General features: G+C 51.5%; 15 protein-coding genes. 4 read left to right on the top strand and 11 right to left on the bottom strand.

The genetic code is table 11. The features are described from left to right. Positions 1 to 2: 2 nt before the first annotated feature. From KNO71_RS07335 to KNO71_RS07310, 6 genes are all read right to left on the bottom strand, one after another. On the bottom strand, positions 3 to 299 hold the full coding sequence (locus KNO71_RS07335) for a DUF1292 domain-containing protein (protein WP_078146594.1): 297 nt from the start codon (positions 297 to 299) through the stop codon (positions 3 to 5). 13 nt (positions 300 to 312) lie between these two features. After that, entirely contained in the window at positions 313 to 735 is a 423-nt protein-coding gene (gene ruvX, locus KNO71_RS07330; RefSeq protein WP_015881197.1) for a Holliday junction resolvase RuvX, read from the bottom strand. Position 736: 1 nt separating this feature from the next. Further along, positions 737 to 1,003, bottom strand: a complete 267-nt coding sequence (locus KNO71_RS07325; RefSeq protein WP_015881196.1) for an IreB family regulatory phosphoprotein — start codon at positions 1,001 to 1,003, stop codon at positions 737 to 739. A 37-nt stretch (positions 1,004 to 1,040) separates the two neighbouring features. Continuing rightward, the gene (gene alaS / locus KNO71_RS07320; RefSeq protein ID WP_078146592.1) at positions 1,041 to 3,683 is read right to left on the bottom strand and encodes an alanine--tRNA ligase; all 2,643 of its coding nucleotides are present in this window, start codon (positions 3,681 to 3,683) and stop codon (positions 1,041 to 1,043) included. Between the two features lie 310 nt (positions 3,684 to 3,993). Then, on the bottom strand, positions 3,994 to 6,201 hold the full coding sequence (recD2, locus tag KNO71_RS07315) for an SF1B family DNA helicase RecD2 (RefSeq protein WP_251031963.1): 2,208 nt from the start codon (positions 6,199 to 6,201) through the stop codon (positions 3,994 to 3,996). A gap of 70 nt (positions 6,202 to 6,271) precedes the next feature. After that, a complete protein-coding gene (locus KNO71_RS07310; protein ID WP_078146591.1) occupies positions 6,272 to 6,958 on the bottom strand; it encodes a magnesium and cobalt transport protein CorA in 687 nt (228 codons plus the stop codon). A 118-nt stretch (positions 6,959 to 7,076) separates the two neighbouring features. Between KNO71_RS07310 and KNO71_RS07305 the strand changes: the two genes are divergently transcribed. From KNO71_RS07305 to KNO71_RS07295, 3 genes are all read left to right on the top strand, one after another. Continuing rightward, positions 7,077 to 7,625 carry a VOC family protein gene (locus tag KNO71_RS07305; protein ID WP_240499799.1) on the top strand — a complete coding sequence of 183 codons (549 nt, stop codon included), beginning with the start codon at positions 7,077 to 7,079 and terminating at the stop codon, positions 7,623 to 7,625. A gap of 62 nt (positions 7,626 to 7,687) precedes the next feature. After that, the gene (locus KNO71_RS07300; protein WP_078146589.1) at positions 7,688 to 7,963 is read left to right on the top strand and encodes a hypothetical protein; all 276 of its coding nucleotides are present in this window, start codon (positions 7,688 to 7,690) and stop codon (positions 7,961 to 7,963) included. Further along, entirely contained in the window at positions 7,960 to 8,406 is a 447-nt protein-coding gene (locus KNO71_RS07295; RefSeq protein ID WP_214687849.1) for a hypothetical protein, read from the top strand. The genes KNO71_RS07300 and KNO71_RS07295 overlap by 4 nt, the downstream gene beginning before the upstream one ends. A 44-nt stretch (positions 8,407 to 8,450) precedes the next feature. Here KNO71_RS07295 and KNO71_RS07290 read toward each other — a convergent pair whose 3' ends face one another. The 4 genes from KNO71_RS07290 to cymR are packed head-to-tail and all read right to left on the bottom strand — an operon-like array spanning position 8,451 to position 11,804. After that, positions 8,451 to 9,110 (bottom strand): tetratricopeptide repeat protein, encoded by a 660-nt coding sequence (locus KNO71_RS07290; RefSeq protein ID WP_031421459.1) that lies wholly within the window; start codon positions 9,108 to 9,110, stop codon positions 8,451 to 8,453. A gap of 10 nt (positions 9,111 to 9,120) precedes the next feature. Further along, positions 9,121 to 10,242, bottom strand: coding sequence for a tRNA 2-thiouridine(34) synthase MnmA (mnmA, locus tag KNO71_RS07285; RefSeq protein WP_015881190.1), 1,122 nt, complete (start codon positions 10,240 to 10,242; stop codon positions 9,121 to 9,123). After that, the gene (locus tag KNO71_RS07280; RefSeq protein WP_214684592.1) at positions 10,243 to 11,379 is read right to left on the bottom strand and encodes a cysteine desulfurase family protein; all 1,137 of its coding nucleotides are present in this window, start codon (positions 11,377 to 11,379) and stop codon (positions 10,243 to 10,245) included. It abuts the gene before it with no gap. Positions 11,380 to 11,396: 17 nt separating this feature from the next. Next, positions 11,397 to 11,804 (bottom strand): cysteine metabolism transcriptional regulator CymR, encoded by a 408-nt coding sequence (cymR, locus tag KNO71_RS07275; RefSeq protein WP_031421454.1) that lies wholly within the window; start codon positions 11,802 to 11,804, stop codon positions 11,397 to 11,399. A gap of 60 nt (positions 11,805 to 11,864) precedes the next feature. On the opposite strand from cymR, the gene KNO71_RS07270 reads away from it, so the two are divergent. After that, on the top strand, positions 11,865 to 13,181 hold the full coding sequence (locus KNO71_RS07270) for a replication-associated recombination protein A (RefSeq protein WP_214687848.1): 1,317 nt from the start codon (positions 11,865 to 11,867) through the stop codon (positions 13,179 to 13,181). A gap of 12 nt (positions 13,182 to 13,193) precedes the next feature. Here KNO71_RS07270 and KNO71_RS07265 read toward each other — a convergent pair whose 3' ends face one another. Further along, positions 13,194 to 13,961 (bottom strand): tRNA threonylcarbamoyladenosine dehydratase, encoded by a 768-nt coding sequence (locus tag KNO71_RS07265; RefSeq protein ID WP_214687847.1) that lies wholly within the window; start codon positions 13,959 to 13,961, stop codon positions 13,194 to 13,196. Between the last annotated feature and the right edge of the window lie 92 nt (positions 13,962 to 14,053).

Genomic DNA, 14,053 nt, shown 5'->3' with positions numbered 1-14,053 from the left:
ATTTAGTCTAGACCGACTTCGTCATTGACGATGTCGAATGCTTCCATGACCTCTTCGAAGTCTTCATCGTCTTCGACGAGCTTCAAGATGAATTCGCCATCTTCAAGTTCTTCAATTTCAAATGCGTATACTTCAATCGTATCTTCGTCTTCTGTCTCTGGTGCGCCTACCGGTTCAAGTACGACAAATGTCTTTTTCGAACGGTCGCTCGTCATACGGAAAATTTCTGCAAATAAATGTTCGTCTCCATTTTCATCTGGAATACGGTACATTTCTTCTTCACGACGGATTTCTGCCATGAGAGATTCCTCCTTATTTCCCGGAACGATCCAGGTAGTTTTGTAAAATCATCACGGCCGCCATTTTGTCGATGACCGCTTTTCTCTTTTTGCGGCTGACATCTGCTGAAATGAGCATCCGTTCCGCTTGCATCGTCGTTAATCGTTCATCCACCAACACGCAAGGTAAACCCGTCTGTTCTGTGAACGCCTCGGCAAATGCCTCGGACGCCTCACCGCGCGGGCCGACTGTCCCATTCATGTTTTTCGGGTGACCGACGACGACTTCTTTCACATCGTACTGCTCGATGAACGGACGAAGGAGACGGACAGCTTCGTCAAAGTCAGGTTCGGTCCAGTAGACCGTCTCCACACCTTGCGCCGTCCATCCCATCAGGTCACTCACCGCGACACCAATCGTCTTCGATCCGACATCGAGTCCCATGACTCGCTTCATATTAATCCTCTCTACGATCGTTCAAATACGATTTGACCAACTCTTCGAGAAGTTCATCCCGTTCAATTTTGCGAATCAAGTTTCGCGCATCATTATGACGTGGAATGTAGGCAGGGTCACCTGACAGTAAGTATCCCACGATTTGATTGATCGGTTGATAACCTTTTTCCTCGAGTGCTTGATATACCGTAATCAGCGTCTCACGTGTGTTAGCACGTTGATCATCTTCTGGAAAATTGAATTGCATCGTGCGATCCATTTGGCTCACAAGAATCCACCTCTTTCCGTTTGCACTTCACACTCTATTATGCCAGTGATTCGACGTAATGTGAAGCAAACTTCAATGCTTCGTCCAGTTTTGTTGCATCTCGGCCACCTGCTTGTGCCATGTCTGGACGACCGCCACCGCCACCACCGCAGCGTGTCGCGACTTCTTTAATCAGTTTTCCGGCATGGAAGCCACGGTCGTTCAGGTCTTTCGTCACACCTGCGACGAGGTTGACCTTCTCCCCATTTGCCGACCCAAGGATAATCACGGCAGAACCGAGTTTCCCTTTCAAGTCGTCGACCATGCTGCGAAGGGCATCCATGTCTTGTCCATCGACGCGTTTCGCAATCAATTGGACGCCGCCAATCGTTTCGATCGCATCCGTTAATGAAGATGCCTCGATGTTTGCAAGCTTCGCTTTAAGCGACTCTGAAGCACGCTCGACTTCTTTGATTTCAGCTTGAAGTGCTTGTACGCGTGCAGGAACTTCAAGTGGTTTCGTCTTCAACAACTTCGCTGTCGCTTCGAGCGTTTCGATTTGCTGGTTCATCACTTCATATGCGCCAGCTCCTGTGACCGCTTCAATTCGACGCGTCCCAGCGCCAATCCCTGATTCAGACAAGATTTTAAAGAGTCCGATTTCAGCCGTGTTGGAGACGTGAATCCCACCACAAAGCTCAACCGAGTAATCCCCTGCTGATACGACACGAACGACATCACCATACTTCTCGCCGAAGAGTGCCATCGCGCCTTTTGCTTTCGCATCCGCAATGTTCATTTCTTCGATATCGACACCGATCGATGCCCAAATCTTCTCGTTCACTTGACGCTCAATGGATTGAAGCTCTTCTGATGTCACTTGACCGAAGTGAGAGAAGTCAAAACGAAGACGGTCTGGTGTCACGAGTGAACCGGCCTGGTTGACGTGCTCCCCGAGCGTATCTTTGAGTGCGCGGTGCAAGAGGTGCGTCGCCGTGTGGTTCTTGACGATGGCTTGACGCGATGCTTGGTCGACAGAAGCCGTGACGGCTACTTCCGCTTTCGCCACACCTGACTCGACCGTGACTGTATGCAAGTTCTGTCCGTTCGGCGCTTTCGACACATCTTTTACGCGAAGAAGGAAGTCTTCTCCGACGATTTGTCCTTTATCACCGATTTGACCGCCACTCTCGGCATAAAATGGTGTCTGATCGAGGATGACTTGTGCTTCTTCTCCGGCAGCGACGACGTCAGCGAGTTCGCCGTTGTGAATCAAGCTGATGATTTTTGCGTTCGTCTCAAGGCTGTTGTATCCGAGGAAGGTCGATGGCATCGTGATATCTGCAAGCACACCCGACTGAATCTGCATCGATTCTACGTCAGCACGCGCTTGACGTGCACGTTCACGTTGCTCGTTCATCGCTTCTTTGAATCCATCTTCGTCGACCGTCATCTGATGGTCTTCTGCATATTCGATTGTCAATTCGAGCGGGAAGCCGTACGTGTCATAAAGACGGAATGCGTCTTGACCGCTGATGATGTTTGACCCAGCTGCTTTTTGTGCTTTTGCGACTTCGTTCAAAATCGCGAGTCCGTCGTTCAACGTTTCGTGGAAACGCTCTTCCTCGTTTTTAATGACTTTCTTGATAAAGTCTTTCTTCTCGTTCACTTGCGGGTAGAAGTCGACCATGATGTCACCGACGACGTCGACGAGCTCATACATGAACGGACGCTCGATACCAAGCATCTTCGCATAGCGGACCGCACGGCGGAGAAGACGACGGAGGACATAGCCACGTCCTTCGTTCGATGGGAGTGCCCCGTCACCGATTGCGAACGATACCGTACGGATGTGGTCCGCGATGACTTTGAACGCAACATCCTTGCTACTGTCTTGACGGTATACGTCGCCACTGATTTTTTCAGTTTCACGAATGATCGGCATGAAGAGGTCGGTATCGAAGTTTGTCGGTACGTCTTGAAGGACGCTCGCCATCCGTTCGAGTCCCATCCCTGTATCAATGTTTTTACGCGGAAGCTCTGTGTAGTTTCCATGTCCGTCATGGTTATATTGGCTGAACACGATGTTCCAGATTTCAAGGTAACGCTCGTTCTCCCCACCCGGATAAAGTTCAGGGTCTGTCGGGTCGTCCCCGAATGCTGGACCACGGTCAAAGAAGATTTCCGTGTTTGGACCAGATGGACCTTCACCGATTTCCCAGAAGTTATCTTCTAGCGGGATGATGCGGTCAGCTGGCATGCCAAGGTTCATCCAGATTTGTTTTGACTCTTCATCGTCTGGGTGAATCGTGACGGAGAGACGGTCCGGATCGAGTCCGTACCATTCGTCGCTCGTCAACAGTTCCCATCCCCATGTGATTGCTTCTTCACGGAAGTATTCACCGACTGAGAAGTTCCCGAGCATTTCGAAGAACGTATGGTGACGTGCTGTCTTCCCGACGTTTTCGATATCGTTCGTACGAATCGATTTTTGAGCGTTGACGATCCGTGGGTTCGCTGGGATGACACGTCCATCAAAATATTTTTTCAATGTTGCAACACCAGAGTTGATCCACAACAAAGTTGGGTCTTCGACCGGTACGAGCGAAGCACTCGGCTCCACGCTGTGCCCTTTTGATTTGAAGAAATCTAAGTACATTTGGCGAATTTGTGCGCCAGTCAATGATTTGAGCGGTTTCATGAACAATTCCTCCTTATTTCTGAACGAAACGAAAAAAAGCGATGCCTGCCCCTGTGGAAAGGGACGAAAGCATCGCTTCGTGGTACCACCCTCGTTCGCACGGTAGAATACCGTGCCTCGAACATCCGTTAACGTGGATGAGGCGCCCAGGTTGAGTGGGGACTCCAGAATAGCTTCGGTCGGCCGACCCCCATCTTCTCGCAGCCTAGGAAGATGTCTCTGTAGAGGCGGTGACGACGTACTCATTTCCTTCATCGTCTGTATCGTTTCAGTTGTCTATTCGTCATTATCACACGCGTTCGGAAAGACGTCAAGACTTCCCGCCTAAGCGCTCGACCAATTTTGTCCGTCGCACCGGTTCCTCTTCTCGCGTCGCCGCCTCGAGCGCACGCACGTCACCGAACAAGAGTAAACTCTTCTTCGCCCGAGTCACAGCTGTATAAATCAAGTTGCGTGACGACCGGAATCCTCCGTTGAAGAAGACCGGCATGAGCACGATTGGGAACTCGGAACCTTGTGACTTATGGATCGTGATAGCGTAGGCATGGGTGAACTGATCCCATTCACTACGGTTGTACTCGACTTCTGTCTGATCGAATCGAATATAAATCTTGTCGACCTTATCGACGTTTTCCTTCGCGTAGAAGATGTTCGTGATTTCTCCGATGTCCCCGTTATAGACGTTTTCCTCGGCGTTGTTGACGAGTTGAAGCACTTTATCGCCATTGCGGTAAATACGCGTCCCGTGTTTCACTTCACGGGCACTCGATTTTGGATTGAATACGTTCTGAAGAGCTTCATTCAGCCCATCAATTCCACAGACACCCCGATATGTCGGTGCGAGCACTTGAATATCAAACGGTGAATATCCTTTTCGGAGAGCCGCTCCTGCCATCTGACAAATCGCTTGAAGCGCCGTCTCTTGGTTCGCCGTATAGAAACGCCGGTCTGGCAGTGACGCCAACAAATCGTCTGGCATTTTCTTCGCATTCAACGAATGAGCGAGACGGAGGATACTTGACTCCGACGCTTGGCGATGGACGACGTCAAGGCGAACGACTGGAATCCCTTCTGTCGCCATCAAATCGGCAAGTACTTGCCCCGGTCCGACAGATGGGAGCTGATCACGGTCTCCGACGAACAAGATTTTCATGCCGTTCGGTACCGCTTTGAGCAAACTTCGGAACAAAAAGATGTCAATCATCGACGCCTCATCGACGATGAGCACTTTCCCGACAAGTGGATTCGTCTCATCGACTTGGAACGAACTACCGTCGAACTTTAACAAACGGTGGATCGTTGATGCCGGTAGCCCGGTCGACTCACTGAGGCGTTTCGCCGCTCGACCCGTCGGTGCGGCCAAGACAAACGGGAACGGTTGGTTCGGAACGGGTTCTAACTTCCAATCGAAGACATCGCTAAGTGCATGAATGATTCCTCGAACGACCGTCGTCTTCCCGGTACCCGGTCCACCGGTAAGAACCATGAGCGGTGACTTGAGAGCGAGTTCAATCGCTTCTCGCTGTTGGGTCGCATATTCAATCGAGAACATCTCCTCGACACGTCCGACCGCTTCAAAGATGGTCGTCATGTCCACGTCCTCTGTCGTCGATGTCGCCATGATTCGGGCCAACTCTTCTGCCGCCTTCCGTTCGGCACGGAAGACACGGGGATGATAGACGACCCCATCCTCGATGACGACCCGTTCTTCTTTAGCGAGCGATTCGAGCGCCGTGACGAGCGCATCACCCGGATCGGCCCCGATGATTCGAGGCATCTCGGCTTCAAGTTGTTCTGCCGTCACGTAGAGATGACCGTTCCCTTGTTCGAGTTCTAATACGTAAAGAACGGCTGCCGCGATGCGTTCGGGATGAATGCCTTGAATCCCGAAGTGCGCCGCGATGGCATCCGCCGTCTTGAAGCCGATGCCCTGTACATCGTACATGAGCGCATACGGATTCTTCTCAATCGTCTCCATCGCTCGTCCTTCATACTCTTTATGGATTTTTGAGGCGAGACGCGGTGTCACGTCGAATGGAGCGAGAAATAAAAGTAATTGATCGACCCCATATAAGACGTTCAGGCGCTCGGTGATCACACGTGCCTGCTTTTCTTTCAATCCGTCGACCTCGGACAAGATGCTCGGATGTTTCACAATCTGGTCGATACAATCGTCCCCGAGAGAATCTGCAATCTTCTGCGCCGTTTTTTGACCGATTCCAGGGAAAGACCCGTTCGTCAAAAAGCGGACGGCAGCCCGTTTCGTCATCGGGACGACACGGCGAATCCAATCCGCTTTCATCTGTTTTCCGAATCGAGGGTGTTCGACGAGACGACCGTGCGCCTTATACGTCTCGCCCTTCTCAATGCCGACTCCGACGCCTGCGATGACCATCTCGGTCTCATCCGTCTCAAAATTCTTTTCTTTTATACGTACGAGCGCAATCGTATGCGCCTCTTCTTCTGATTGAAACAGGACTCGAATGACTTTTCCAGTCAACTCATAAGGTGCTGCCATCATATCCGACACCTCCAGCTATTTTTCCATCATCCATTATAGCCCGAGTTTGAACGGTAGGACAAATCGCCTAACTGAACAGGTTGAGGATGCGCTCGAGCTGGTCGAGGTCGACACGTTCAAGAATCCGAATCAGCTGATCGACATCGATTCGGTTCAAGATGCGCTCAAGTTGCTCCAAGTCCACGGTTTCAAGCAGTCGTTCGAACCGTTCCAGCTCCCCCGAATTAACATAACCTTCGAGCCGCTCGAACAGCTCGGTCCGCTCGACACGAAACAGTTGCTCAAGCGATGGTCGCTGAATCAACAGCACAAGTCCCGCGGCGATGACGTGGACGCCCCAGTTCAACACGACGTGACCGAGCCGTACCGTCTGTCCGACGAACGGGACGAGCGGGATGAACGACAGCTGCAACACGATAATCCCTAGCTGGACGTACGGGTTCGGGATGAACCAAGCCACGAGGGCAAGCAAGGCCGGGACGACCCACGCCACCCCGACCGCACCAAACGTCACGGACCAGGACTTGTTCGCCGACAATATCCAATGCATGACGACACCGATTACAAAAAATGTCGCAAACAGGAGTAACAGCACGGTCGTCGCCCGTTCCGACTCGACGACGACCCGGAACAAGAGATTATTCGTCCACTCGCCCGTCGCGAGACGATTATCGACTTCGATGAACAGACGACCGAGCATGAACCATTCGATGATGAAAAAAATAACGACGCTGACCAAACTAAACATCCGCATATGCTTTCTCCCCTCTCACATTGCTAATCCATTTCCCGAACAATCGGACGGCTATGCACGTTTTTCGTCGAATCAAAGCGGGAACTGTTCGAGTGAACCTATGAAGGAGGGACTATGTATGACGAAACGTATTCCAATCAGTGGCCTGTGTGAACTCGTGTTAGAAGTGACCGACATGACCGAGGCCGTCGATTTTTGGCACGGCAAGCTCGGACTTCCCGTCGTCGAACAATGGGTCGGTGACGATGCCGAGCCGAGCGAAGCACAGGAACAGGCGGACGAACCTTGGGCGACGTGGCTCTATGTCGGGGGGAACACCCGTCTCGGCCTCTGGCTGAAACGAGAGTTCACATCGGAAGAAGAATCGAACCGCCAAGAGGACGTGACCGAGTGGGACACGCTCTATGATGAAGGCGGCGCCCACGTCCACTGCGCATTTTTCGTTCCGATGGAGTCGTTCGACCAAGCGCTCGAAGTGTTAGAGGCATCAAACATCCCGACGAAACTCCGGACGTGGGACGAGGACGAGACGGTCAACGGTAAAGAGCGCTCGGCCTACTTCAAAGACCCGAGCAAGAACGTGATCGAGCTATACACGAAAAACATGGACGAGGCCTACGGTGAGTTCGGCGGCGAGCCCGTAAAAATCACGACGAAACAGCTCTGATTCACATTTACGCTCGACAACCCACATGATACGATGAGAGAAAATGGAAAAGGTCGTGCTATATGCGTTTCTTCCCGCTTTTCTTCTTGGCTTGTTTAGGCTTGCTCACCTTTGGGCTGTATTTTGTGATCGATGCGTTTCCCACGCTCGACCGACCCACTTCGTTTGCAGCGTTGGCGTTCGTCTCACTCGGGACGAGTTTCCTGATTTTGATGGATGGTGTACGACGAGCCAAGTCCGGAAAGCGTGTCTTGTGGAGCTACCTCGCGCTCTCCGGCACGCTTGTATTGATGACTTTTAATCTTTTGATTTGGGTCATCGGGGAGGTGTCCGCATGACGCTCACCCTCCCTGAATGTATCACCGGCTTTTCATACGGCGACTGTTCCGCCCCAGGGTCAGATTGGAAGACGTTCAAATCGATTTGTTTTGAGTTCACCCGGATTAAACGAGGAAGATGTTCCTTTACCATTGGGGACGAAATCACTCCGAATTATCACCAGGCGAGTATCACATGGAGTGAGCAAACCATCTATGTCCTGCTCAGCAGAAACTATCCTGTCATCGGCATCTCCAAACTCGAACCGTTTCAATATGAATTCATCGATGTACCCGAACTGACCGACATGTTTCCTGACACCTATCAGATTCCGTCAGCGGCTGAGTTGAATGAGCGGTTCGATTTGTCGCTACAGCCGTTTCTGAACAAGGCGGAACGCGGAGAAATCAAATATTGGGAACCAGAGACGGTCGGTAACGTCATTTTCCATTATTGGGACTAACAAAAAGCGCCTCTCGCAAAAACTGCGAGAAGCGCTATATTAATTTAGTTACCGAGCAGTGCATCCATCTTCGCGATGGCGTCACGTGCGAGTTCGTGATCGGGTTGCATCTCAAGGACGCGTTGCAACTCAGCATACGTTCGTTCCTGGTCACCTAAGAACGCATATGCGATCGCCAAGTTGTAACGGGCATCCGTATGGCTCGCATCAAGGTCGAGCGTCTCTTCTAACGCAACGACTGCCTCTTCGAGCTGCTCACTTTGCGCGAGGGCAAGTCCGTACTGGAACGTGATTTCTACGTCTTCCGGCGATTGCTTCTTCGCTTCACGCAGGCGTGGCATCGCACGAACGAAGTCACCCATCGCTTTGTACGTCAAGCCGAGCATAAAGTGAAGATCGGCATCGTCCATCCCCGAAAGGAGCGCTTGGCGAAGCGACGCCTCCGCTGACTCCAATTGCTCAAGTTCATAGGCAAGGGCGCCTTTCGCATAGTGCGCGGCACCGAACGAGCCATCGAGTTCAATCGCTTTGTCATAGAAGATGACGGCACGATCGTAATCGTTGATCGCCTGAAGCAACGTCCCCATGTTGACGAAACCAGTCGGGTCTGTCGGATTCGCTTCAATGGCCTCATTGAAATGTTTGGCTGCCTGTTCGAATTCACCTTGCTGCATCGCTTGGATGCCTTGTTCGTTTGCGTTCATATCAATCACCTCATCCGATATAGTCGAGTCGTTTGCCGTTGCGGTACGCTTCGTCAATCGTTGCCCCACCGAGACAGACGTCGCCGTCATAGAAGACGACCGCTTGTCCTGGCGTGATGGCACGTTGTGGCTCGTCAAACTTGACGAGGACTTCGCCATTTTCGAGTGGAGCGACCGTGACCGGCACATCTTGTTGGCGATAACGGAACTTCGCAGTCGCCCGGAACTCTCCTGTAGGAGCGGCTCCCGTCCATGACAGTTTCGAAGCGAGAAGCGCATCTGAATAGAGCGCGTCGTGATGGAAGCCTTGTCCGACGAACAAGACATTGTTCTCGACATCTTTTCCGACGACGAACCAAGGATCACCGTCCCCACCGATTCCGAGACCGTGACGCTGTCCGAGCGTATAATACATCAACCCGTCGTGACGTCCTTTGACGACACCGTCGAGCGTCCGCATTTCTCCTGGCTGTGACGGAAGGTATTCCGATAAGAACTCTTTAAAGTTCCGCTCACCGATAAAGCAGATTCCCGTCGAATCTTTTTTCTTCGCCGTCGCGAGTCCTGCTTCTTCGGCAATCGCACGTACATCTTTCTTGTCCATATGACCAATCGGGAACATCGTCCGCGCGAGCTGGTCTTGAGACAATTGGTTCAAGAAATACGTTTGGTCTTTGTTGTCGTCTTTTCCTCGTAACAGACGGTGCTCGCCATCGACATATTTCACTTGCGCATAGTGTCCAGTCGCGACAAAATCGGCACCGAGTCGAAGCGCATGGTCAAGGAACGCCTTGAATTTGATTTCTTTGTTACACATGACGTCCGGGTTCGGTGTCCGACCGAGACGGTACTCCGCTAAGAAATATTCAAAGACGCGGTCCCAATATTCCTTTTCAAAGTTGACCGCGTAATACGGAATCCCGATTTGGTTCGCGACGGCGATGACGTCTTCATAGTCCTCTGTCGCCGTACACACACCGTTCTCGTCCGTGTCGTCCCAGTTTTTCATAAAAATCCCGATGACGTTATACCCTTGCTCTTTTAACACATGGGCCGTCACCGATGAATCGACGCCACCTGACATGCCGACGACGACCGTCGTCTCTTCAGGGGCTTTCGTGCGTAAATTCATCTATCTCACTCCGTTCATAAATGTCGAGACGACTTCTTGTAGTCGCTCCGCGAGCCGTTTCGCGTCCTCGACCGAGTTACCGTGGCCAAAACTGATTCGAACAGACTGACGCGTCCGCTCTGAATCCCCGTACATCGCCGACAATACGTGGGACGGTTCGACCGACCCTGCCGTGCAGGCACTTCCGCTTGAAATCGCCATGCCCCGCATATCCATCATGATGAGGAAGGGTTCAAGGTCAATTCCAGGAAGGTATAAGTTCACGATGTGAGGTAAACGATTTGACCCGTTCACCTCATAAGTTACGCCTAGTTCGTCAAGACGCTGACGTAGTGCCAAATCGAGCGACTCATAGAGAGTCACTCGGTCTTCACGCTCTGCCATGACGAGTTCAGCTGCTTTTTGGAATCCGACGGCACCCGGAACATTTTCCGTGCCGGCTCGACGTTTACGTTCTTGTTGTCCACCGAAAGAACGTGACGCTAATTTTACACCTGTTTTCATGAAAAGAAAACCGATACCTTTTGGCCCATTCACTTTATGTGCGGACGCCGACAATAAATCAACATGAATCGCCTTCACATCAATTTCTTCTGTACCAAGCGCTTGTACCGCATCCGTATGGAAGAGAGCCTGGTGATCTTGTAACAACTCACCGATTTCGTGAATCGGTTGGCGCGTCCCGACTTCGTTATTGCCATACATGATCGATACAAGAATCGTGTCATCCCGTAAGGCTGAACGAACGGCGTCGACAGTGACGGCTCCCGAAACATCGACATCGAGATACGTGACGTCGAAGCCCTCACGCTCGAGCTGTTCCATCGCGTGAAGCACGGCGTGGTGCTCGACTTTTGTCGTAATGATATGTTTGCCTTTTTCCTGATGGGCATGTGCCGCACCGAACAAGGCATAGTTATCCGACTCCGTCCCACCTGACGTGAATACAATCTCGTTCGGTGAAGCACCAATCCACTTCGCGAGGACGCGACGTGAAGAATCGAGCGCCGCCCGGGCGTTACGTCCAATCCCATGGATGCTCGACGCGTTCCCATACGTCTCTAAAAAGTACGGTGTCATCGCTTCAAGGACTTCCGGTCGCATCGGTGTCGTCGCAGCGTGATCAAAATAGTTCATCTAAGGTCACCTCGTTCTTAAATATAAAACATGTAGCCGTCTGACTCTTCTTCAGCGAGGTCCGCGAGTGTCGTTTCGTCAAGGACGGTATCGATGGCTTCTTTGATTTTATCCCAAAGCTTGCGTTTCACCGCATCATCTGCTTCAGAATCTTCAACGATGGCTAAAGGTCCCTCGAGCAAGCGAATGATTTCACCTGCTGTCACTTCTTCTGCCGGTTTGACGAGTTGGTAGCCACCGTACGCACCCCGTACACTCTTGACGAGTCCCCCGTTACGAAGTGGACCGATCAATTGCTCCAAATAATGCTCCGGCAACTCATGGCGTGCGGCAATCTTCTTTAAACTGAGCGGCTTGTTATCTGTTTCACGCGCTAATGCAATCATGATCGTTAAGCCATAGCGGCCCTTTGTAGATATTTTCATCTTCAAGTCTCCTTCTGTTATACTAATCGAACAAACGTTTGTCGAAAGGAATGGTTACGTATGCCTGATTTGTTTCATCAATCGAATGGCGGACCGCTCGCGAACCGCATGCGCCCCGAAACGTTAGATGACGTGATCGGACAGCGCCATATCATCGGCGAGGGCAAGCTGCTTCGCCGTGCCATCGAAGCCGACCGACTCGGTACGATTATCCTATATGGTCCACCTGGCACCGGTAAGACGACACTTGCCCGTGTTATTTCGAATTACACGAAAGCGACATTCGTCCAATTGAACGCCGTCACGGCCAAACTCGATGAATTGCGGAACGTCATTCGTGAAGCGGAGTCCCGGTATGATTATGAGGACGAACGGACGATTCTCTTTTTAGATGAGATTCACCGGTTCAATAAGCTCCAACAAGACGCGCTCCTCCCTGCCCTTGAGTCTGGCAAGCTCGTCCTCATCGGAGCGACGACCGAAAACCCGAGTTTTGAAGTGAACGCCGCTCTCTTGTCACGGGCGACCGTATTTCGACTTGAGCCACCAGGTGCCGAGGAGTTACGTATCGTCCTTGAGCGGGCGCTACACGACTCACGTGGTCTCGGAAATTATCCCGTCAAGATGGATGAAGCTGCTGCAGACCATTATATCAAAATGGCGGATGGTGACTACCGTGTCCTATTGAACGCACTCGAACTCGCCGTCTTGACAACGCCAGAAGTGGAAGGACAGATTCACATCACACTTGAGGTCGCGGAAGAGTCGATTCAACAGAAGTCGATCAAATACGATAAGACGGGTGACCGACATTATGACGTCATCTCGGCGTTCATCAAATCGATCCGTGGGTCTGACCCGGATGCGGCGCTCTACTGGTTAGCCGTCATGATCGAGGCTGGCGAATCGCCACGCTTCATCATGCGTCGCCTTTACGTCCATGCCGCCGAAGATATCGGAATGAGCGACCCGAACGCACTTCTCATTGTCGATGCAGCAGCACGAGCGAGCGAGTACATCGGTTTCCCGGAAGCCCGCATCCCGATTGCCGAGGCTGTTCTCTATTTGGCGACCGCACCGAAATCGAACGCGGTCATCACCGCGATTGACAAGGCGCTCCATCACGTCCGGACAGTTGAGGGTGGGCCTGTACCCGTACACCTGCGTGACGCCCATAGTCCAGGAGCACGTGAACTCGGAAACGGGGTCGGATACAAATATCCACATGACGAAAAAGACGGATTCGTTCCTCAGAACTACTGGCCAGAAAACTTAGCCCGAAAACGACCAACCTACTATAAACCGACGCCACGTGGATTCGAGCAACAAATTCAAAAACGGCTCGATTATTGGGAAAAACGACGCGACTCGAAATGAGCCAGCGTCGTTTTATTTTTGGATGCGGTTGATTTCGACGCCCGCTTTTTCAAGCAAGTCGTTGATGACATAACCGGCAGCGACAAGCCCTGCAACCGATGGGACGAACGCGTTCGAGCTCGGTGGCATCTTCGCTTTGCGGATCGGCGCGTCTTTCTTCCCGACGACTTCGTTCACGTCTTCGCGTGTCACGATGGGAGACTCATCTGAGAAGACGACTGGGACGCCTTTGTAGATTTTTTCTTTACGTAGACGGGTACGGACCATCTTCGCGATTGGATCGTATGACGTATCTTTAATGTCGACGACTTTAATACGTGTCGGGTCCATTTTGTTCGCCATCCCCATACTCGAGATGACCGGGATACCGCGACGCTTACATTCTACGATCAAATGAATCTTATAAATGATCGTGTCTGACGCATCGATGACGTAGTCGATGTTTTGAGCGAAGAACTCTTCGTATGTCTCTTCTGTATAAAACATTTTCAATTGGACGAGGTCTAAGTCCGGGTTGATGTCGAGGAGACGCTTGCCCATCGCTTCGACTTTCGGTTGACCGACCGTCGACAACAGTGCATGGATTTGACGGTTGACGTTCGTGATATCGATGTCGTCTTTATCGACAAGGACGATGCGTCCGACACCGCTGCGGGCAAGTGCCTCTGCCGCGAATGAGCCGACGCCACCGACTCCTAAAATCGCGACCGTTTTATTCTTTAAAGCATCAAGGCCTTCAGAGCCGATGGCCAATTCATTACGTGAAAACTGGTGTAACATATTTCTTCCTCCAACTAATCCTATTTTCTCATACTATTTTACTCGGAATTATATTCAAAAAAAAGACGTCTCGCGACGTATTTACAAAAAAA

Source organism: Exiguobacterium sp. s163, from assembly GCF_018617135.1.
GTDB classification, from domain to species: Bacteria; Bacillota; Bacilli; order Exiguobacteriales; family Exiguobacteriaceae; genus Exiguobacterium; species Exiguobacterium profundum.
Note: the sequence above shows the minus strand (reverse complement) of the source record. Positions and strands in the feature narration are given on the sequence as shown.

Excerpts from the sequence above, each read along its gene's own strand:
- KNO71_RS07335 (WP_078146594.1), bottom strand. The coding sequence starts at position 299 with ATGGCAGAAATCCGTCGTGAAGAAGAAATGTACCGTATTCCAGATGAA.
- ruvX (WP_015881197.1), bottom strand. The coding sequence starts at position 735 with ATGAAGCGAGTCATGGGACTCGATGTCGGATCGAAGACGATTGGTGTC.
- alaS (WP_078146592.1), bottom strand. The coding sequence starts at position 3,683 with ATGAAACCGCTCAAATCATTGACTGGCGCACAAATTCGCCAAATGTAC.
- recD2 (WP_251031963.1), bottom strand. The coding sequence starts at position 6,201 with ATGGCAGCACCTTATGAGTTGACTGGAAAAGTCATTCGAGTCCTGTTT.
- KNO71_RS07310 (WP_078146591.1), bottom strand. The coding sequence starts at position 6,958 with ATGCGGATGTTTAGTTTGGTCAGCGTCGTTATTTTTTTCATCATCGAA.
- KNO71_RS07305 (WP_240499799.1), top strand. The coding sequence starts at position 7,077 with ATGACGAAACGTATTCCAATCAGTGGCCTGTGTGAACTCGTGTTAGAA.
- KNO71_RS07300 (WP_078146589.1), top strand. The coding sequence starts at position 7,688 with ATGCGTTTCTTCCCGCTTTTCTTCTTGGCTTGTTTAGGCTTGCTCACC.
- KNO71_RS07295 (WP_214687849.1), top strand. The coding sequence starts at position 7,960 with ATGACGCTCACCCTCCCTGAATGTATCACCGGCTTTTCATACGGCGAC.
- KNO71_RS07290 (WP_031421459.1), bottom strand. The coding sequence starts at position 9,110 with ATGAACGCAAACGAACAAGGCATCCAAGCGATGCAGCAAGGTGAATTC.
- mnmA (WP_015881190.1), bottom strand. The coding sequence starts at position 10,242 with ATGAATTTACGCACGAAAGCCCCTGAAGAGACGACGGTCGTCGTCGGC.
- KNO71_RS07280 (WP_214684592.1), bottom strand. The coding sequence starts at position 11,379 with ATGAACTATTTTGATCACGCTGCGACGACACCGATGCGACCGGAAGTC.
- cymR (WP_031421454.1), bottom strand. The coding sequence starts at position 11,804 with ATGAAAATATCTACAAAGGGCCGCTATGGCTTAACGATCATGATTGCA.
- KNO71_RS07270 (WP_214687848.1), top strand. The coding sequence starts at position 11,865 with ATGCCTGATTTGTTTCATCAATCGAATGGCGGACCGCTCGCGAACCGC.
- KNO71_RS07265 (WP_214687847.1), bottom strand. The coding sequence starts at position 13,961 with ATGTTACACCAGTTTTCACGTAATGAATTGGCCATCGGCTCTGAAGGC.